The 19595-nt window shown below is 63.6% G+C and carries 14 protein-coding genes; 6 read left to right on the forward strand and 8 right to left on the reverse strand.

Translation table 11 applies throughout. From position 1 onward, the window contains the following. Positions 1 to 202: 202 nt before the first annotated feature. The 5 genes from VFO93_RS18600 to VFO93_RS18620 form a co-directional block, all read right to left on the reverse strand. Positions 203 to 1249, reverse strand: a complete 1047-nt coding sequence (locus VFO93_RS18600) for an adenylate/guanylate cyclase domain-containing protein (RefSeq protein ID WP_325135890.1) — start codon at positions 1247 to 1249, stop codon at positions 203 to 205. After that, positions 1246 to 1626 carry a response regulator gene (locus tag VFO93_RS18605; protein WP_325135891.1) on the reverse strand — a complete coding sequence of 127 codons (381 nt, stop codon included), beginning with the start codon at positions 1624 to 1626 and terminating at the stop codon, positions 1246 to 1248. Before VFO93_RS18605 ends, VFO93_RS18600 begins: the two co-directional genes overlap by 4 nt. A gap of 39 nt (positions 1627 to 1665) precedes the next feature. Beyond that, positions 1666 to 3039, reverse strand: a complete 1374-nt coding sequence (locus tag VFO93_RS18610; protein ID WP_325135892.1) for a sensor histidine kinase — start codon at positions 3037 to 3039, stop codon at positions 1666 to 1668. A gap of 176 nt (positions 3040 to 3215) precedes the next feature. Next, positions 3216 to 4610, reverse strand: a complete 1395-nt coding sequence (locus VFO93_RS18615) for an ATP-binding protein (protein WP_325135893.1) — start codon at positions 4608 to 4610, stop codon at positions 3216 to 3218. A 185-nt stretch (positions 4611 to 4795) separates the two neighbouring features. Next, entirely contained in the window at positions 4796 to 6031 is a 1236-nt protein-coding gene (locus VFO93_RS18620) for an alpha/beta hydrolase family protein (RefSeq protein ID WP_325135894.1), read from the reverse strand. A 484-nt stretch (positions 6032 to 6515) separates the two neighbouring features. Here VFO93_RS18620 and VFO93_RS18625 point away from each other — a divergent pair, with 484 nt between their 5' ends. Next, a complete protein-coding gene (locus VFO93_RS18625; RefSeq protein WP_325135895.1) occupies positions 6516 to 7415 on the forward strand; it encodes a carboxypeptidase-like regulatory domain-containing protein in 900 nt (299 codons plus the stop codon). 199 nt (positions 7416 to 7614) lie between these two features. On the opposite strand, the gene VFO93_RS18630 is transcribed toward VFO93_RS18625, so the two are convergent. Continuing rightward, positions 7615 to 8271 carry an OmpA family protein gene (locus VFO93_RS18630; protein WP_325135896.1) on the reverse strand — a complete coding sequence of 219 codons (657 nt, stop codon included), beginning with the start codon at positions 8269 to 8271 and terminating at the stop codon, positions 7615 to 7617. A gap of 123 nt (positions 8272 to 8394) precedes the next feature. Then, entirely contained in the window at positions 8395 to 11016 is a 2622-nt protein-coding gene (locus VFO93_RS18635) for a bifunctional UDP-N-acetylmuramoyl-tripeptide:D-alanyl-D-alanine ligase/alanine racemase (RefSeq protein ID WP_325135897.1), read from the reverse strand. 115 nt (positions 11017 to 11131) lie between these two features. Here VFO93_RS18635 and VFO93_RS18640 point away from each other — a divergent pair, with 115 nt between their 5' ends. The 5 genes from VFO93_RS18640 to VFO93_RS18660 all read left to right on the forward strand — a co-directional run bounded on the left by VFO93_RS18640 (position 11132) and on the right by VFO93_RS18660 (position 18263). Next, a complete protein-coding gene (locus VFO93_RS18640; RefSeq protein ID WP_325135898.1) occupies positions 11132 to 11977 on the forward strand; it encodes an endonuclease/exonuclease/phosphatase family protein in 846 nt (281 codons plus the stop codon). A gap of 132 nt (positions 11978 to 12109) precedes the next feature. Further along, on the forward strand, positions 12110 to 13366 hold the full coding sequence (locus tag VFO93_RS18645; RefSeq protein ID WP_325135899.1) for a hypothetical protein: 1257 nt from the start codon (positions 12110 to 12112) through the stop codon (positions 13364 to 13366). Positions 13367 to 13380: 14 nt separating this feature from the next. Beyond that, the gene (locus tag VFO93_RS18650; protein ID WP_325135900.1) at positions 13381 to 13839 is read left to right on the forward strand and encodes a HEAT repeat domain-containing protein; all 459 of its coding nucleotides are present in this window, start codon (positions 13381 to 13383) and stop codon (positions 13837 to 13839) included. Between the two features lie 391 nt (positions 13840 to 14230). After that, positions 14231 to 16858 (forward strand): hypothetical protein, encoded by a 2628-nt coding sequence (locus tag VFO93_RS18655; protein ID WP_325135901.1) that lies wholly within the window; start codon positions 14231 to 14233, stop codon positions 16856 to 16858. 499 nt (positions 16859 to 17357) lie between these two features. Next, entirely contained in the window at positions 17358 to 18263 is a 906-nt protein-coding gene (locus VFO93_RS18660) for a 1-aminocyclopropane-1-carboxylate deaminase/D-cysteine desulfhydrase (protein WP_325135902.1), read from the forward strand. 52 nt (positions 18264 to 18315) lie between these two features. Here the strand turns inward: VFO93_RS18660 and VFO93_RS18665 are convergent, their stop codons facing one another. After that, positions 18316 to 19518, reverse strand: coding sequence for a hypothetical protein (locus tag VFO93_RS18665; protein ID WP_325135903.1), 1203 nt, complete (start codon positions 19516 to 19518; stop codon positions 18316 to 18318). Positions 19519 to 19595: the final 77 nt, after the last annotated feature.

Consider the following 19595-nt stretch of genomic DNA (forward strand, 5'->3'; position numbering starts at 1 on the left):
GCTGGCCGCCGTTTAGCGCGCAGCGCGCAACGGCAGGCCGACCAGTGGGGCGAGTCTCCAGACTCGCGAATTAATGGCAGTTTGAGATGAGCCGGGCCGATTAGTCGGTTCGCTACGCGAGTCTGGAGACTCGCCCCACTGGTCGGCCTGCCGTTACGCGCTGCGCGCTAAACGGCGGCCAGCGTGCAGCGTGCCAACGGCACTACGCAACCACCTCATACGTCATCACCGGCTGCTCTTTATTCTTGAGCTTCACCTCCCCTACCGGGCGGCACTCGAATGACTCCTTGAGCCGCTGATAAGTAGCTTCGCTGACGATAATCTGGCCGGGCTTGGCGCTGCTTTGCAGGCGCTGGCTCACGTTCACGGTGTCGCCGATTACGGTGTAGTCCAGGCGTTTGAGCGAGGCCGAGCCGATGTTGCCCGATACCATTTCGCCGGTGTTGATGCCGATGCTCACGGCGGGGCGGTACTCGGTGCCGGGCACTTTTTCGTCGGCGTGGGCCATGAGGCTGGCGCGCACGGCGAGGGCGGCATCTACGGCGCGGTCGAGGTGGTAGTCGCCCCGGAAAACGGCCATCACGGCGTCGCCCATAAACTTATCGACGTAGCCGCCGTGCGCGATTATCTCCTTCACCATCTGGTCGAAGTAGCGGTTGAGCAGCTCGACCACCGTGGCGGCGGGCAGCTTTTCGGACAGCGACGTGAAGCCGCAGATGTCGATGAAAACGACCGTGCCCTCAATGGTTTCGGAGGCTAGCAGGCGGTTTTCCACATCGGGGCGCGACATGAAGTTGATAACCGTCTCATCGACGTACATCTTGAGAATATTATTCTCCTGCATGGCCCGCAGGGTGTCGCGCAGCTGCTGCACCTGCACGATAGTCTTCTCAATCGTAACCTCCAAGTCACTGAAATCGACCGGCTTGCACACGAAGTCAAACGCGCCACGGTTCATGGCCGCCCGTAGGTTGGCCATGTCGCCGTAGGCCGATACGATGACAGTTTTGATGACCGGATTGGTCTGATGCAACTCGGTGAGCAGCGTGAGGCCGTCCATCACGGGCATGTTGATGTCGGAGAGCACGATGGCCGTGTCGGGGTGCTCGGCCACGCGCACGAGCGCTTCCTGGCCATTGGCGGCAAAGACAAACTCGTACTCGCCTTCGCGGATTTTGCGGCGAAATTTCTGTTTTACAAGCAGTTCGAGGTCGGCCTCGTCGTCTACGACCAGTATTTTCGTTTTCATGCGGGCAGGGCCAGTAGCTTTTCTTTGAGCGCCGCGAAGTCGACGGGCTTGGTCAGGAAATCGTCGGCCCCGAGGGCCAGCGCCTGGCGGCGGCTGTCGTCGTCGCCGTAGGCGGTTATCATCATCACGCGGGGCGGGGGCGGCGGGGTGGCCTCGGTACGCACGCGGCGCAGCAGCTCAAGCCCGCTCATGCCGGGCATGTTGATGTCGGAGAGAATGAGCACGACTTCGGAATGATGTTCGTGCAGGTAATCAAGCGCTTGCTCGCCCGAAAAGGCGAACGAGAAGCTTAGCGCGCCGCTGCGGATTTCGCGCCGAAAACGCTGCTCAAACAGCACTTGCACGTCGCTTTCGTCGTCAACAACCAGGATTTTCATCTTCGTAAAAGTACTCGTAGGGGAAGGTTTGGCCCGCCCCTACACTGGCAATTTAATGGTAAACGTAGTGCCCACACCCGCCTCGCTGGCCACTTCGAGCGCGCCGCCGTGGCCCTGCACCACGATGTCGTGGCTGAGCGCCAGCCCCAGCCCCGTGCCCTCGCCGCTGGGCTTGGTCGTGAAAAAGGGCTGGAAAATCTTGGCTTGCACCGCGTCCGGGATGCCCGTGCCATTATCCTGCACCACCACGCACACCTCGCGGTTGACAAAGGCGGTCCGCACGCTGACCGTGGGCGCGTAGCTGGGCTCAGCGGCGGCGAGCTGGCGCTGGCACACGGCGTAGAAGGCGTTGGTAAACAGGTTCAGCAGCACCCGGCCCAGGTCCTGACTTACGGCCTCGACCAGCGGCAGTACCGGGGCGAAGTCCGTTTGTAAAGTGGCGTTGAAGCTCTTGTCTTTGGCCCGCAGGCCGTGGTAGGCCAGGCGCAAGTACTCGTCGCACAGGGCATTGAGGTCGGTGGGCTGGCGCTCGCCCGTGCTGGCGCGGCTGTGCTCCAGCATCCCCCGCACGATGCTTGCCGCCCGCTTGCCGTGCTGATTTATTTTTTGCAGGTTCTGCTTGAGGTCGGCCAGCAGCTCGGCTTCCAGGGTGGCATCGCGGGTGGGGCGGGCGCGCTCCTCGGCCAGCTCGTCGGCCAGCTCGCGGCTCACTTCAGCGAAGTTATTGACGAAGTTGAGCGGGTTCTGAATCTCGTGGGCAATGCCGGCCGTGAGCTCGCCCAGGCTCGCCATTTTCTCGGCCTGAATGAGCTGCTCCTGCGTGTCGCGCAGCTCTTGCAGGGTAGTGCGCAGGGCGTCGGTTTGCTGGGCCAGGGCAGCGGTGCGCTGGTTTACCTCATGTTCGAGGGTGTGGTTTTGGCCCAGGATGCGGCGCTGCTCCTGCTCGGCTTCGAGGCGGCGTTGGGCTTCGGCAGCAAGGGTTTTGTGCTGGCTGCGGGCCACGAAAAACAGGCTGCCGGTCCACATTACCAGAAATCCATTCAGGTTGCTACTGCTGCCAGCCACGTCCAGCGGGTCGCTGCCCGATAGCCGTAGCAGCGTGCCTACCAGCATGTACGCCGCGTAAGGTGCCAAGCCCACGCCCACCCAAAAAGCCGGCCGGTAGCTGCGCAGTTGCCAGCATATGACCGCGCCCAATCCTAAAACACCCCCAAAGAACAGGTCACCTAACCAGACGGCCACCGGCCCGCCCACTGCCACGCCCAACACGATAATGGCCGCCGCAGGCTGCCACAGCCGCGTCAGCCAGCGGTCCCAGGTAGGTAGGCGGGTGGGCAGGTCGAGGGCGCGGCGGCCCCAGTACACCAGCCCCAGGCCCATTGCCGCCCCCATCACTTCAGTGCTGCTTGCCATGTGAGATTCCTAGTTTCTTTTCTAGTTATTGAGCTATTGCCTTTTGTCAAAACGCCTGTCCTTACGAGCGCAGCGAAGCAGTAGCACCTGTTTAGCCGCGTCGTTCGGGTTCTGTGCTGGTGCGACTACTTCGCTGCGCTTGCAAGGACAGGTGCTTGTGGGCGTATCGAAAGTATCTATTCCGCCGTGCGAAACGGCAGCCGCATGATAAACTCCGTGTACTCACCTTCTTCGCTATCCACTTCCAGCGTGCCGCCGTGGCCTTTCACTACCAGGTCGTAGCTCAAGGAGAGACCCAAGCCCGTGCCCTCGCCGCTGGGCTTGGTGGTGAAAAAGGGCTGGAAAATTTTCTGCTGCACCTCTTCCGGGATGCCCGTGCCGTTGTCACGCACGCGCACTACTACCTCATCGCCCGCGCGGGCCGTGCTCACGCGCACGGTGGGCGCGTAGCCGGGCTCGGCGGCGGCCAGCTGGCGCTGGCGCACGGCGTAGAAGGCGTTGGTAAACAAGTTCAACAGCACCCGCCCCAAATCCTGCCCCACGGCCTCCACCAGCGGCAGCACCGGGGCGAAGTCCGTTTGCAAGGTGGCGTTGAAGCTCTTGTCTTTGGCCCGCAGGCCGTGGTAGGCTAGGCGCAGATACTCGTCGCAGAGCGCGTTGAGGTCGGTGGGCTGGCGCTCGCCCGTGCTAGTGCGGCTGTGCTCGAGCATCCCGCGCACGATGCTCGCCGCCCGCTTGCCGTGGTGGGTTATCTTTTCAAGGTTTTGCTGCAAGTCAGCCAGCAGCTCGGTTTCCAGCTCCAGGTCGGGCGCGGGGCGCGTTTGCTCGTCGGCCAGCTCATCGAGCAGCTCGCTGCTAACCTCAGCGAAGTTGTTGACGAAGTTGAGCGGATTCTGAATCTCGTGGGCGATGCCCGCCGTGAGCTCGCCCAAGCTCGCCATCTTCTCGGCCTGAATGAGCTGGCTTTGGATAGTTTGTAGCTCATCGAGGGCCTCGCGCAACTCTTCCGACTGCTGCGTGAGGGCGGCCGTGCGGGCGGCTACCAGGCGCTCCAGCTCGGCATTTTGGGCGGCTACCTGCTCGCGGGCGCGGGCTTCTTCTTCGCGCTGCTTCTGCTCTTTCAGCAACGACTGCTTCTGGCTGCGGGCGGCCACCAACAGCGCGAGCATCAGCATATTACTCAGGGTAGCGGCCGTGTTGTAGTAGCTTTTGTAAGGCGGCAGCAACTGGTAATGGCCCAGCAACAGCGTCAGCTTAATCGCCCAGCGCACCCACAGCACGGCTACCCCCACCAACACCGGGCGGGCCGGGCGGTAATCGCGCAGCCGCCACAGCGTGCCCAACACCACCGTGAGGACGAAAAACATGTACGCCTCACCTAGCGCAGTATCGCGGCGAAAGTGCGTAGCCGAGTAGGCAAATGCGGCGATGGCCGGCAGCCACAGCCACGACAGCCAGCGGTTCCAGCGGGGCAGGCGCTCGGGCAGGTCAAAAAGCCGCCGCATGGCCAGCACCCCCAGCATGGCCAGCGGCCCCAGTAGTATTAAGTCGGTATCGTATTTAAAATCCATACGCGCCTAAGCTGTTGTCGGCCAGCCACTAGCCGCTGGCTGCGCACCTACCAATGCTTGGCCGGCGCGCAGCCGCCAGCGCTGGCGGCCGACAATGATAGCGCACGCTATGGGTTCTGGCGCAGCCAATGTCGCCAGCAGTTGCCCTACCGCCGCATGTTTTAACACTGACTTAAAAGCCCACGCTACTTCTTCGTCTGGGCGGCGAGCCACGTTTTCAGGCTTTCGAGCAGGGCCGGTGCCACGATGGGGCGCGGCTCGCCGTCGAGCACTATCCATTGGTTAGTAGGCGGTTGCAGCAAGTGGTTGACGCCCGGCAGGCGCTGGCCCACCACGGCGCGGTTGCCGTTGTCGCGCAGCTCTTTTTCGAGGGCGGCCTGGTGCTGGGCGGGCGGGGCCTGCTCGTCGGCGAGGCCACTCAGCAGCAGTACGGGCACCTGCACGGCCTCCAGCTTTTCGAGGGGGTTGAAGGCCAGGAAGGCGCGGTGCCAGGGCGTGAGCTGGGCGGCGGCGCGGGCCTGAATGGTGGCGGGTGGCAGGTCGGGCTCGTCCTGGCGCAAGAGATTGGCTATCATGGCCTGCGTCTGGTCGAGGTTGGTGGAGTAGCGCACCAGTTCGGCCAGGGTGGCGAGGCGGCGCAGGCGCACGTCGAGCTGCGCCGGGGCCAGCTTCTGGGCTTGCAGCGCGGCCGTTTGCTGGGCTTGCAGCGTCTCGAAGCCCGGCAGGCCGTAGCCCGCCAAGCTCACCACAAAGGCGGGCGGCAGTGGCTGGGCGGCGGCCAGCAGCGCCACGTTGGCCCCCTCGCCGTGCCCAATAAGACCGAGGTGCAGCAAATCGACCTCGGGCCGGGTGCGTAGGAAATTGAGCGCGGCCTGGGCGTCGCCTACGCGCTGGGCGGGGGTAGCGGTGGCATTGTTACCCTCCGACTGCCCCACGCCGCGGTCGTCCATGCGCAGCACGGCCACGCCGTGGCGGGTGAGGTAGTCGGCCAGTAAGCTCAATAGTGGATAAGGCCGAACGGCCGAGCCACCTTCGGGCTGCTCGGCGGGGTGGCCGTCGCGGTCCTGCGCGCCCAGGTCGGAGAGCAGCACCACCGCCGGAAACGGCCCCGCGCCGGCCGGCACCGTGAGCGTACCCGCCAGCTTGAGCCGGGCCGCGAAGTTGGATAATAGCACTTTTTCCTCCCGATAAGGGCGGCTCAGGGTAGCCACGCTGGCAGTGGCGGCGGGCAGGGCGGCGTGGCGCAGCACCAGCGGCGCGCGCAGGCCGGGCTGCGCCCAGGTGCCGCGCAGCACCAGGCCGCCCGAGTCAAGGCGGGCCACCAGGCGGCTGCCCAGTTGCGGCACCTCCAGGCGCACCGAATCGGTGCCGGGCACGGCTTGCAGGTCGGCGGGCACGCGGCTGAGCTTCTGTAGCGGCACATCAAGGGCCGCGAAATAGCCGCCTCCGGTCAATGTTACTACGCTCACCGTCAAGGGCAAGCGACCGCCCGGCAGCGGCAGCGCCCCGCGCCACAGCCCCTCCAGTGGCGGGGCCGGAACCGACGCGGAGGTCGCAGGCGGCGGATGCGACGTAACTACTGCGGCACCGGGGCTTTGCGCCCGGCTGCGCGGTACTATGGCGCACCCGCCTAATAGCATAGCAAGCAGATACCTATTTTTCACTTAGCTTAGATAGTATAGCGACTTATATAATGCCCGCAAGTTACTCCGCATTTGCATAATAGTGGTGCTTACAAGTGACAATCATCAATTTTGTTGCTTATTAATATAATTAAAACAAGTATGTAAATAAATTATCTTAGCCCAAAGGCTTACTTGGCTTTATTTTTATTTAAAGACGCGGAAGTTCATTTAACCCTGTACTAAATTTGTGCATTAAGCATCTTTTTTAGCTTTTACCGATATGCTAAAGCGACTACTATTTATTCTATCCGTTATCGGGCTATCGCCTATCCTTAGCCACGCCCAGGAGGGCCGCATCACGGGCCGCGTGGTCGATGCCGAAACCCAGAGCCCCATCCCGTTTGCCTCCATCAACCTGCGCGAGGAGCAGACCGGGGCACTCACCAACGAATATGGCTATTTCCAGTTGGCCATGCCCACCAAAGTCACCGAGGACTCCATCATCGTGATGGCGCTGGGCTATAAGCGCACGGCGCTCTTCGTGAAGCGCGGGGCCAACATGGAGGAGGTTATTCTGCAAATTCCCAAGCAGCCCATCCAGCTGGCCAGTGTGAACGTGGAAGCCAGCAAGGTGAAGCCGCTGATGCTGGGCGCGCACTCCAACTCGCCCGGCGCGGGCATGATTCAGGGCATGCCAGGCAGCCAGTACGCGTTTCTCTGCAAAAATGAGAAGGCTAAAAAGCTGGGCTTTGTGCGCTCGGTGTCGTTTTACATTGGCGAGAATGGCTTCCCGCGCGAGCCCTTCCGGGTGCGCCTCTACAAGGCCGATGGCAACTACAACGCCCCCAACTCGGACATGCTCGGCGAGAGCGTGATTGTGTCGGCGGCGCGCGGCGGCGAGTGGTTTACGGTAGACCTCACGAGCTACAATATCCCGGCGCCCGAAGAAGGCTTCTACGTGGCGATGGAATGGATTGTGAGCGGCGATAAGTTCTACACCACCAACTTCATGGACAACTACACGCCCTACGGCCAGATTCTACGCCCCACGTTCGAGTTCAAAGACAGCCGCACCTGGAGCTACGCCATCGGCCGCGGCTGGAACCTGGTGACCTTGGCCAACGGCGGCTCGCGCTTCAACGCCATGATGCGCGCCGAGGTCGATGCCTACGTCAAATAGACCGCAGATTCAAACGGATTAAACGGATTTCGCAGATACGCTTGGCTGCGCCAAGCTGACTAGATGAGATATAAGGTGTCCGATTAAAAACAAAAAGTCACCTTTTCGGGCGGCTTTTTTGTTTTGTTTGGCAGCCCTAATCAGCTTGGCGCAGCCAAGCGTATCTGCGAAATCCGTTTAATCCGTTTGAATCTGCGGTCTATTTGACTTTCACCGCGATTTCGACGCGGCGGTTTTCCTGGCGGCCGGCGGCGGTGGCGTTGCTGGCGGCGGGCTGCTCCTCGCCGAAGGCTTCGGTGCTGACGCGGTCGGCGGGCATTTTATTGGTGGTTACGAGGTAGTTTTTGACCGCCTCGGCGCGCTCCTTACTCAGCTCGCGGTTGTAGCTTTTGTCGCCGCGCGAGTCGGCGAAGCCTAGCACCCGCACGTCTTTGCCAGCGTAGCGCTGGGTGATGGAAGCGGTAATTTGCTTGAGCGCCTCGGCCGCGCTGGGCTTGATGGTGGCTTTGTCAGTATCGAAGAGCACTTTCTCATCGACGCCGTACACCTGGTAGTCGTCGTTGCCACGAATGCTTACGCCGGGCAGGTTTACTTCCGGGAATTTTACGTCGGCCAGCTTGGCTTTCGTGATATCGAAGGCGTTACTGACGGCATTGCCAGCTTTGTCGGCGGCATTTTCGACCGAATTGGCGGCGTTGGCGGCTACGTCGCCGGCCGTTTGGCCGGTGCGGGCTACTACAGCCGTGTCGGCGGTGGCATCGCCGAGCGTGTTTTTATCGTCCGATTTTTTCAGGTCGTTGCAGCTGGCGAAGGCGAAGGTAGCGGCGGCCAGCAGGGCGAGCGTGGGCTTGTTCATGGTAAAGACACGTAAGGTGTGAAAGAAAGGTGGGCCGTTTACGCGAAGCCGCGCCGCCGCGTTGGGCGTTCGCGAGTGGCGTTTTAACTTGACTTTATGCCCAAGCTAAAGCTTACGGCACGCCTACTCGCTCACAAACACGCGCTTCACGCGCTCGCTCACGTTGGTCAGGATTTCGTAGGGGATAGTGCCGATGCGCCCGGCCAGCTCGTTGATAGTCAGCCCCTCGCCAAAGAGCACGGCCCCGTCGCCGGGCTGCGTTTCGGGGATGTCGGTGACATCGACCATCACCATGTCCATGCACACCGAGCCCACTACCGGGGCGCGGCGGCCGTGCAGCAGCACCGTGCCCGCGCCGTTGGCAAAGCGCCGGTCGTAGCCATCGGCGTAGCCGATGGCCAGCGTGGCGAGGCGGCGCTCGTAGTCGGCCGCCGCGCCGCGCCGGCCGTAGCCCACGGTAGTATCGGCGGGGAGGGTTTTCACCTGCGACACGGTAGTGCGCAAGGTGCTCACGGGGCGCAGGTTGTGGCTGGTTTCGTCGCCAGCCTCCACGCCGTAGAGGCCCACGCCCAGCCGCACCATGTCAAACTGCGTCTCCGCGAAGCGCCGGATACCGGCCGAGTTCAGCGCGTGCTTCAGCACCGGGCGGCCTAGCACGGCCTCGATGGCGGCAGCCATGCGCTGGAAAGTACTGAGTTGCTGGCGCGTGAAGGCGTCGTGCGCGGGGTCATCGGCGGCGGCGAGGTGGGTCATAATGCTCGCTACCGGCAGCTGGGCGCGGTACTGGGTTAGCAGGTCGAGCAGGGCGGGCAGGTCGTTTTCATCAAAGCCCAGGCGGCGCATGCCGGTATCGAGCTTGAGGTGCAGCGGCGGCAGCGGGGTGGGGCTGTCGGCGGCTTCGCGGGCGGCGGCGAGGTAGTCGTGCAGGCGCTCCACGGAATAGATTTCCGGCTCCAGGCGGTAGCGGCGCAGCTGCTCGAAGCTGTCGGGGCCGGGGTTCAAGACCATGATGGGCAGGCTGATGCCGTTTTCGCGCAGTTGCTGGCCTTCGTCGGGGTAAGCCACGGCGAGATAGTCGGCCCGCTGAAACTGCAAGAGGCTGGCCACCTCATACGAACCGCTGCCGTAGGCAAACGCCTTGACCATCACCATGAGCTTGGTGCTGGGTTTCAGCCGCTGGCGGTAGTAGTGCAGGTTGTGCGTCAGCGCGTCGAGGTTCACCTCCAGCACCGTGCCGTGCTGCAACTGCTGCAACGCCGCCACCACCCGCTCGAACCCAAACCGCCGTGCCCCTTTGATGAGGATGGTTTCGTTTTGAAAATCGGCCGGTCGCAGGTCGGCCAGCAGGGCTTCGGTGGAGGGATAGAAGAGAGTTTTGAGTTTTGAGTTTTGAGTTTTGAGTTGATTCTGCTGGTTTGGGCTTACCTCCGCGTCCAACTCAGAACTCAAAACTCTTAACTCAGAACTCACTGCCTCCCCTACCCCGATAAGCCGCGTCACACCGTGAGCTTGTAGCAGCTTAGCCACACGAGCGTATAGCTCGGCGGGCGGCAAGCCCGACTCCAGCACGTCGCTGAGGATGAGCGTGCGGCCGCCCGGCCGCGCTTGCCGGCTGAGGGCATCAAGGGCCAAGGCCAGGCCGGCGAGGTCGTTGTTGTAGGTATCGTCGAGGAGGTAACAGCCGTGGCGGCCCTGCTTCATTTCGAGGCGCATGGCCACCGGCTGGAGGCGCAGCAGGCGGCGCTGAATTTCGGCCGGGGCGAGAGCGGTAGCGGAGCTGAGCTGCCGCCATAGCAGCACGGCTAGGCAGTGCAGGGCGTTTTCGACCGAAGGCTCATCGGCGAAGGGCAGCGTGAAACGCGCGGCCGCCCGTAGCGTCAGGTGCTCGGCTGGGAAGTGGGCGGTGGCGGCCGTTTCGCCCAGGCGCACGCGCACGGTGGTGGTGCCCGCCGTGGTGGCTTTCAGCCGGAAGCGCAGGGCCGCGCCGGGCACGTCGTGGCGCGTCCAGGCCAGGGCCGGCAGGGCGCGCGCCTGCACGGCGGCGTGCACGGCCGGCTGGTCGGCGCAGTACACCAGCAGCTCGAAGCCGGGCCGCTCGAACAGGCGCAACTTCTCGCCCAGCTTTTCTTCTTCCGAAGCAAAACCGGCGTCGTGCGCTGTACCCAGGGTAGTGAAAATGCCGTGCGTGGGCCGGATAATTTCGGCCAGTTGCGCCATCTCGCCGCGCTCCGAAATACCGGCCTCGAAAATGCCGAGCGTATGCCGGCCGGGAGCCAACTCCCACACGCTTAGCGGCACGCCTATTTGCGAATTGTAGCTTTTGGGCGAGCGGCAAATGTCCTCGTCGGGGGCCAGCAGCTGCGCCAGCCACTCCTTCACAATGGTCTTGCCATTAGAGCCCGTGACGGCCCACACCGGCCCCCCAAACGCCGCCCGGTGCCGGGCCGCCAGCGCCTGCAAGGCCGCCAGCGCATCGGGCACCAGCACGAAGCCCGCGCCCGCAAACGGGGCCAGGCTAGCCGGCGCATGGCTCACTACGAATAGCCGCACGCCCTTGGCGTAGAGCGCCGCCAAGTGGTGGTGGCCGTCGTGGTTAGGCCCGCGCAGGGCGAAGAAAACGGCCCCTTCGGTGAGGCCCACGCGGCGGCTGTCGAGCAGCAGGGTGGCCAGGGCGGCATCGGTGGCGGGGGCGAGTAGCAGGGTGCCGCCGAGCAGGGCGGGCAGGTCGAGGAAGCGGATAGGCATAGCGGGCGCAAAGGTCGGGCGCGGCCGCTACTACGCGGCGGCACTGGCGGGCGGCGCTATTTTGGCGGTAGCATTGGGCCGGTTGGCTTGCGCTATTTTCTATTTTAAGCTGCTTATGCGCTTCGTTATTCTTCTTTTGGCCAGTGTTTTACTGGGTAGTCTGCGGGCTGCCGCTGGCCCGGCCCCTATCCCGCTGCGGGTGGCTACCTACAACCTCCGCTACAACAACCCCGACGACGGGGCCGATGCTTGGCCCAATCGTAAAGAAATGGTAAAGAACCTGGTTCGCTACCACGATTTCGACGTGTTTGGCACCCAGGAGGGCTTGCGCGGGCAGCTCACCGGACTAGCCGAATTGCCGGGCTACGCCTTCGTGGGCCGCGGGCGCGACGATGGCAAGGAGGCCGGCGAGCACTCGGCCATCTTCTACAAAAAAGCCCGCCTGCAACTGCTGCAAACCGGCGACTTCTGGCTGAGTGAGACGCCCGACAAACCTTCTAAAGGTTGGGATGCTACCTGCTGCAACCGCCTCTGCACCTGGGCCAAGTTCAAGGACTTGCAGAGCGGAAAGGAGTTTTTCTTTTTCAGCGCGCACTTCGACCACCAGGGTACGGAGGCGCGCCGCCAGTCGGGCCTGCTCATGGTGCACAAAATCAAGGAAATCGCTCAAAGCGCGCCCGTCATCTGCGTGGGCGACCTCAACTCGACGCCCGACACCGAGCAGGTGAAAACCCTGCAAGCCCAATTCGGCGATGCCTACCTGCTCACGCAAACGCCCACCTACGGCCCGGTCGGCACCTTCAACGGCTTCGAGCTGAACGCCCCGCTGAACGAGCGCATCGACTACATTTTTGTGAGCCGGGGCAGCACGGTACGCAGCTACGCGGTGCTCACCGACTCGCTGCGTGGGCACTACCCGTCGGACCACTTCCCGGTGCTGGCCGAGGTAGTACTGAAGTAGTGCGAGCGAGCGGCAGCGTGCGCAGCCGCAAAATTCAGTGGCAGCACTGATGCAAGTGGATACTTGAAAACAAGAGCTTTACGAGCCAGCAGCGTCGTCTTGCTGGCTCGTATCTTTTTTCCACCTCGCGCCATGGCCGACAAGCTCACCGCCAACCAGACCCTCTTGCCCAACCAGAGCATTACCTCGCTGAACGGGCGCTATTACTTTATTTATCAAGCCGATGGTAACCTGGTGCTGTACAAGCGCTACCCCAATGGTAGCCAGAAGGCCCTGTGGGCGTCGAACACCAACGGCAAGGGTGGCAACCGCTGCATTATGCAGGGTGATGGCAACCTGGTGATTTACAACCCAGCCAACAAGCCGCTGTGGTCGAGTAATACCTTCAAGGATGCCAACAGCACGCTGGTGATGCAGGACGATGGCAACGCCGTGATTTACAACGCGGCGCACAAAGCCATCTGGGCCAGCAACACGGTGCAGAAAACCGTGCCCAGCGGCCCCACCGCCACCGGCGACACCATGCGGCCGGGCCAGGTGCTGAACCCCGGCCAAAATATCCGCGCGAACAACGGCCGGTTTACCTTCACGCTGCAAACCGATGGCAACCTGGTGCTGTACAAGAGCCTGAGCACCGGCGGCCAGCTGGCACTGTGGGCCTCGAACACCAACGGCCGGCCCACGCAGGTCTGCATTATGCAGGGCGATGGCAACCTGGTACTCTACGACGTGGACGGCGCAGCGCTGTGGTCGAGCAACACCTTCAAGGACGCCGGGGCGCGGCTGGTGATGCAGGACGACGCCAACGCCGTGGTGTACCGCGCCAACAACACGCCGGCGTGGTCGACCAATACCTGGATGCAGACGGTGAACCTGCACGTGAAGATTCTCACGGCCCCCACCACCTTCTCGGTAACGCAAATGGTGGATACGATGCGCAGCATATACTTCGACGCGGGCTTCACCGTGCAATTGCGCTCGACGGAAACCCTGAACCTGGCCAACCCGACGCTGGCGGCCCTCAACGACGTGGACACCGGCTCTTGCACCAGCGGCAACCCTTCGGCCGAGCAGCAGGCGCTGTCAAATTTCCGGGCCAATGCCGGGGCCAATGACGTGGTAGTGTACATGTGCCGCACGGTGGCCTACGACAAGGGCACGCTCAACGGCTGCGCCTCCTTTCCGGCAGGCCGGCCGATGGCCGTGGTGGCCTCCTACGCCACGCGCTACACCCTGGCCCACGAGGTAGGCCACGTGCTGGGCTTGAACCACGTAAACGACAACAACCGCCTGATGACGGGCAACGGTACGGCCAACATCACTAACCCACCACCCGACCTGACGGCCGGCGAAGTCCAGACCATGAAAAACAGTCCGTTCACCGTTTAAGCCCACCCACCGCTATGGCCCGCACCCGCGAAGAACTCGTCCGCCTCATCAACCTCGATGAGCCCGACTACCCCGCCATCGTCCGCCAACTCACCAAGGACGATATTCCACTGCTCACGCAGCTGGCCCAGGACCCCGACCCCGGCCTGGCTACCAAGGCCATCAGCTGCCTGGGGCTGATGGGTGAAGAAACTGCCGTGGCCGGCCTGCAAAGCGCCGTAACCCACCCCAACCCGGTGTACCGCATCGCGGCGGCCTACGCCCTGCGCAACGCGCCAGCCAGCGCCACCGGCATCCGCCTGCTCGGCCGCCTGCTCGACGACCAAGACCTGGGCGTGCGCAAGTTTGCCCTCAAGTCGGTGGATTTGGGCAACATCGCCAGCCTCAAGGAGCAAGTGCGGCAAGTGAACCTGCGCGAGCAAAACGAGGGCCTGAAAACCCTGTCGCAGTCTATTCTGCAGAAGCTGCGCTAAAGCCTATAACTCAAGTTACGGCCTAGCCTCAGCGGGGCGACCCGTCGGTAGAACATACCGGGTACCACGTACCCAAGCCCCGTAGGGGCGGCCCATCTAGTTGATTGGGTCGCCCCTACGGGGCTTTATTTCTTCTGCTACCAGCGTTTTCTACCGACGGGTCGCCCCGCTGGGGCTAGGCCGTAACTTGAATTTGTTACCTACCGGGCCGAAATACTGGGTAAATAAGCAGGTGCATTTCGCGTAGGGTTCCGCAGTGTCAATCGGCAAACCACTGCGCGACCCTGCGTTTTAACACCGCGAAACCCTGCGCGAAACCACGCCGATACGCGCCTTCCCCGCCCCGGCGCTACCTTCGGGCTTCATTTGCCTACTCGCTAAAAACCGCCCGATGGCTGTTAATTCTTCCGTTTCGCCGGCGCCGCTGTGGCAGCGGGCCTGGCCGCACGTGCTGGCCGTATTGTTTTTTGTGGTGCTGGCCGTGGCCTACTTCGCGCCCATCGTGTTCGACCACCAAACGCTGGCGCAGCACGACATCACCCAGTTTCAGGGCGGCGCGCGCGAAACGCAGCAGTGGGCCGCTGAGCACGGCCACGAGCCGCTCTGGACCAACTCCATGTTTTCGGGGATGCCCACGTACCTGATTTCGGTGCACTTCCCCGGCGATTTGTTCGTGTACGTGCAGAAGTTTATCGCGCTGGGCTTGCCGGCCGTGGTTAGCAATTTGTTTGTGGCCCTGCTGTGCGGCTACGTGCTGCTGGTGGCGCTAGGCGTGCGCCCGCTGGTGGCGGTGGCCGGCGCGGTGGCGCTGGGCTTGTCGAGCTACAACATCGCCATTTTGGCGGCCGGGCACAACACCAAGTCGTGGGCGCTGGCCTACGCGCCGCTGGTGCTGGGCGGGCTGCTGCTGGCTTTCCGGCAAAATAAATGGCTGGGCGCGGCGCTCTTCACGCTGGGCCTGACCATGAACGTGCGCGCCAACCACCCGCAAATCACCTATTATCTGGGCTTGCTGGTCGTTATTTATGGCATCATCGAGCTGGTGAGCGCGGTGCGCGCTGGCCGCTTGGGCGACTTTGCGGGGCGCGGGGCGCTGCTGGGCGTGGGCGCGGCGCTGGCCATCGGCGTCAGCTTTGGCCGCCTCTATACCACCTACGAATACAGCAAATTCAGCAACCGCTCACCTTCCGAGCTCAAGGCCCTGCCGCCCGCACCGGGCCAGCCCGCCGCGCCCAGCGCCCGCCAGCAAGACCGCGATTATGCCTTCGCCTACAGCTACGGCATCGGCGAAACGATGACTTTGCTGGTGCCCAACTTCTACGGCGGCAGCAGCGCCATGCCGCTCGGCCCCAATTCAAACATGGCCCGCGAGCTGACCTCGGCCGGCTACGGCACCGACATGCTGGCCGCCATGCCTACCTACTGGGGCGACCAGAGCTACGTGGCCGGCCCCGTGTACGTGGGCGTGGTGGTGTGCTTTTTATTCGTGCTGGGCTTGTTTGTGGTCGATAAGCGCACGCGCTACTGGCTGCTGGCGGGCACGCTGGTTTCCTTCGTGCTGGCCTGGGGCAAGAATTTCGAGACAATTAACAACCTGATTTTCGACTACCTGCCGGGCTACCGCAGCTTCCGGGCCGTGAGCATGGGCCTGGTTATCGCGCAGCTGGCCATGCCGCTGCTGGCGGCGCTGGCGCTCTCGCGCATTTTGCGGCCCCGCGCCGCCGCGCTGCCGGTTGGCGCGGCTCCGGTCGTGGGTACCGAGCCGCTGCACCCTGCCCTGGCCAAGGCCGCGCGGGCGGCGGGCAGCGCCCCGGCCGGGGCCGTGGATGCCCCCGAAAACCAGCTGCGCACCAAGCAGCTGCTCTACGCCGGGGCCATCACGGCGGGCTTTCTGCTGCTGACCTGGCTGCTGAGCTTCAGCTTCGATTTTGCCTCGCCGCAGGATGCCAACCTCACGCAGCAAGGCTTTTCGGCGCAGCTGCTGAGCGCCCTACGCGCCGACCGCGCCGACTTGCTGCGCTCGGACGTGTGGCGCGGGCTGCTCCTGGTGGGCCTCACGCTGGGGGCGTTGTACTTCTATTTGAAGGGCAAGGTGCAGGCGGGCGTGGCGGCGGCCATCGTGGTAGCGCTGGTGCTGCTCGACCTCTGGACGGTGGACAAGCGCTACCTCGGCGAGAAAAATTACCAGACCGAAACTATCGTGGAGAGCTTCCAGCCCTCGGCCGTGGACCAGCAGATTCTCAACGACAAAGACCCGAGCTTCCGCGTCCTCAACGCCGGCAACCCCTTCAACGAGGCGCGCACGTCGTACTTCCACAAGAGCATCGGGGGCTACCACGGGGCCAAGCTGCGCCGCTACCAGGACTTGATTGAGCGCCAGATTTCGCCCAACCTGCAAGCCCTATTCGCCAGCAACGGCGACTTCGCCAAAACGCCCGTGCTCAACATGCTGAACACGCGCTACCTCATTGTGCCCGCCCAACAAGGGCAGCAGGGGCAGCCCGGCCAGCCCGAGCAGGTGCTGCGCAACGCCAACGCGCTCGGCAACGCCTGGTTTGTGCGCGAACTGCGCGCCGTGCAGTCGCCCGACGCCGAGATGGACGCCCTCACTACCCTCAATCCGCGCCAAGCAGCGGTGTTCGACGCCACGAAATTCCCCGAAGTGAAGCCGGCTACCTCCGCCGACTCTTCGGCCAACATCGTGCTCACCGACTACGCGCCCGATGCGCTGACCTACAAGTATTCGGCCGCGCAGCCGGGCACGGTGGTGTTCTCCGAGGTGTACTACGCCGACGGCTGGCAGGCTTTCCTGGATGGCAAGGAGGTGCCGCATTTCCGGGCCGATTTCGTGCTGCGGGCCATGCAGGTACCGGCCGGCGCGCACGAAATTAAGTTCGTGTTTGAGCCCAAGGAATATAAAATCGGCAACACCGTGTCGCTGGTGTCGAGCCTGGGCGTGCTGCTGCTGGTAGCGGGCGCCTGCGTGGTGGGCGCGCGGCGCAAGGGGGCGGAGGCGTAGCCGCTGGGCCAAAGCGCCAGCGGTGGCGGGGTGCGGCCAATTAGCTAATCCAGCAGTAGCCCCAGCGGGACGCCCCGTCGGTAGTACTCGCGAGCCTTTTTTACCCTAAGCCCCATAGGGGCGACCCACTCACCTGTTGGGCCGCCCCTACGGGGCTTTTGTTTTTCGCTCGCTACTTGCTACTACCGGCGGGGCGCCCCGCTGGGGCTATTCCGCAACTTGGGGTAACCAGGCAGGTGCCACCTGGCGCACCGGCCGCGCCTCCTGGCTTGTTCTCTGAAGCCGCTGGCGCCACCGGCGATACTGTTGGTGTGGCTTCCGACCTTATTGATAGGGCGTTCGACACTCCTGACGTGATTGTCGACACTCCTGATGTGGCTGTCGAGGCTCCTGATACAGCTTCCGACACTCCTGATATGGTTGTCGAGGCTCCCGATGTGGTCTCCGAGGCTCCCGGTGTGGTTTCCGAGGCCCCGGCGGCTACTTTTGGCGGCTGCCTATGCTTATTGATGCTCGCCTGCTGCTACCCATCCCCCACCTTGCCGCCGCGCAGCGCGGCGTGCGCCTGCTGCTCTGGCGCGACGACCTGATAAATCCCGACCTGCCCGGCAACAAGGCCCGCAAGCTTAAATACAATCTGCTAGCCGCCCGTGCGCAAGACCACACGCGCCTACTCACCTTCGGCGGGGCATACTCCAACCACCTGGCGGCCGTGGCGGCGGCGGGCCGGCTCTACGGCTTCGGCACCGTCGGGCTGGTGCGCGGTGAGGAGCACTTGCCCCTCAACCCCACCCTGGCCCGCTGCCGCGCCGATGGGATGCAGCTGCACTACCTCGACCGCGCCACCTACCGCCACCGCGCCGAGCCGGAGTTTCTGACTGAAATCCAGACGCAGTTTGGCCCCGCCTACCTGCTACCCGAGGGCGGCACCAACGCGCTGGCCCTACGCGGCGTGGCCGAGCTGATAGGCGAATTGCGCCAGCACACCGACTTCGACGCCGTGGCGGTGGCCGCTGGCACCGGCGGCACGCTGGCCGGGCTGGCGCTGGGCCTGGCCGAAGCCGGGCACCCGGCCCGTGCCGTGGGCGTGGCCGCGCTGAAGGGCGGCGACTTTTTGCGGGCCGATATCGACGCGCTGACGCAGGCGGCGGCTGGCCGCACGCTGAACAATTACGAAGTACACACCGGCTACCACTTCGGCGGCTATGCCAAGCTGCCTGCCGAATTGCGGACGTTTATCGGGCAGTTTGAAGCCGACTTCGGCGTGCTGCTCGACCCCATTTATACCGGCAAGCTGCTGGCGGGCGTGCTCGATTTGATTGAAAAAGGCCACTTCGCGCCCGGTAGCACCGTGGTGGCCGTGCACACGGGCGGGTTGCAAGCCTGGGCGGGGTTTTCGCAATGAGCAATGAGCAAAGGCTGAAATTGCTCATTGCTTATTGCTCATTGCTTATTGCTCATTGCTCATTACTCACTGTCAATTGCAAAGCGGCCAGCACAAATACGAAGGCTAGCACCGGGGCCTGAAAGCGCACGTCCCAGTCGTCCACGGTCAGCATCACGATACTGGCTTGCAGTAGCGGCACGCCTAACAGAAAAACCCGGCCCAGCTTCCATACGCTACTTAGCTGCGTGCCCCGGGCGGCCAGCCAGTACAGCGGCCACAGCACCAGCACGTAGGCCAGCCGGTGGGCCAGCGAGTAGTGCGGCTTGAGCCCGCTCACGAACACGAACAGCTTGCCGGCCATCAGCTTCAGCAAAAACCAGGGGTTGTGCGCCGCGAAATACAGGATGCGCGGCACTTGCCCGGTGCCGGGCGGCGGCATAGCCAGGGGGGCGGCCGGCTGCACGGCCCACGCCGAGGTGCCAAAGATGAGCTCGCCCCGCGCGTAGGTTTCGACGATAAAGTAGCTTTTCAAGTGGTGATTGAGCACTACCAGCGCCAGCGGAATAGCTAGTAGCAGCCCAGCCACCACCCCCCAAAACCAGCGCCGGCCGGGTTGCTGCCGCAGATATTCGAGGCCCGCCAGCAGCGCCGCGCCCGCCAGCACAAAGCCATTGGGCCGCGTAAAGGCCGCGAGCAGCAGCACGGCGCCCAGGGTAGCCCAGGCGCGCCAGCCCCCATGCCGCACCCGCACAAAGGCCGCCAGCGCCAGCACCGACAAGCTGATAAACAGCGACTCGGTGAGCAGAAAACAATTGAACTGCTGGATATCGGGCCATAAAATAAAAAATAGGGTGGCCAGTGCCGCTGCCCGCCGCCGCCCGCCCGCCAGTTGCCGCGTGGCCCCGTAGAGGGCGGCGGCGGCCAGGCCCGACGCGGCTATTTGCCCCAGCACGATGCCCCACAGGCCGGTGCCGAGGCGCAGCCAAATGCTCTCAAACCACGCGTACACAATGTAGCGCTGCACGTGCTCGTACTCGAAGGTATCGGGGTTGGGCAGCTCGGGGCTGAGCTCGCGGGCCGGCTGCGGGTGCGCAAACTGGTAGTGGCCGTGCTCGGCCACGTTGGCGGCGTAGCTGAGGTAAAGCTCGCTGTCGTTGGCCAGGTGCGGGCCCTGAAATTTAAGTAAAAAGCCGACCTGCACCAGCAGCCACAGCCCCACGAGCGCGGCACGGTGCCAAGGCCACAGGCGTAGCAGCAGAGGAGGAAGGGACATAGCCCGTAAAGGTAAAGGCCGGGCTTAGCCCAACGGCGCGGCGGGCGGGCCGTATCAGGGGCTATGCCACTCGTTCG

Origin of the sequence: Hymenobacter sp. (genome assembly GCF_035709525.1) — a bacterium.
GTDB lineage: Bacteria > Bacteroidota > Bacteroidia > Cytophagales > Hymenobacteraceae > Hymenobacter.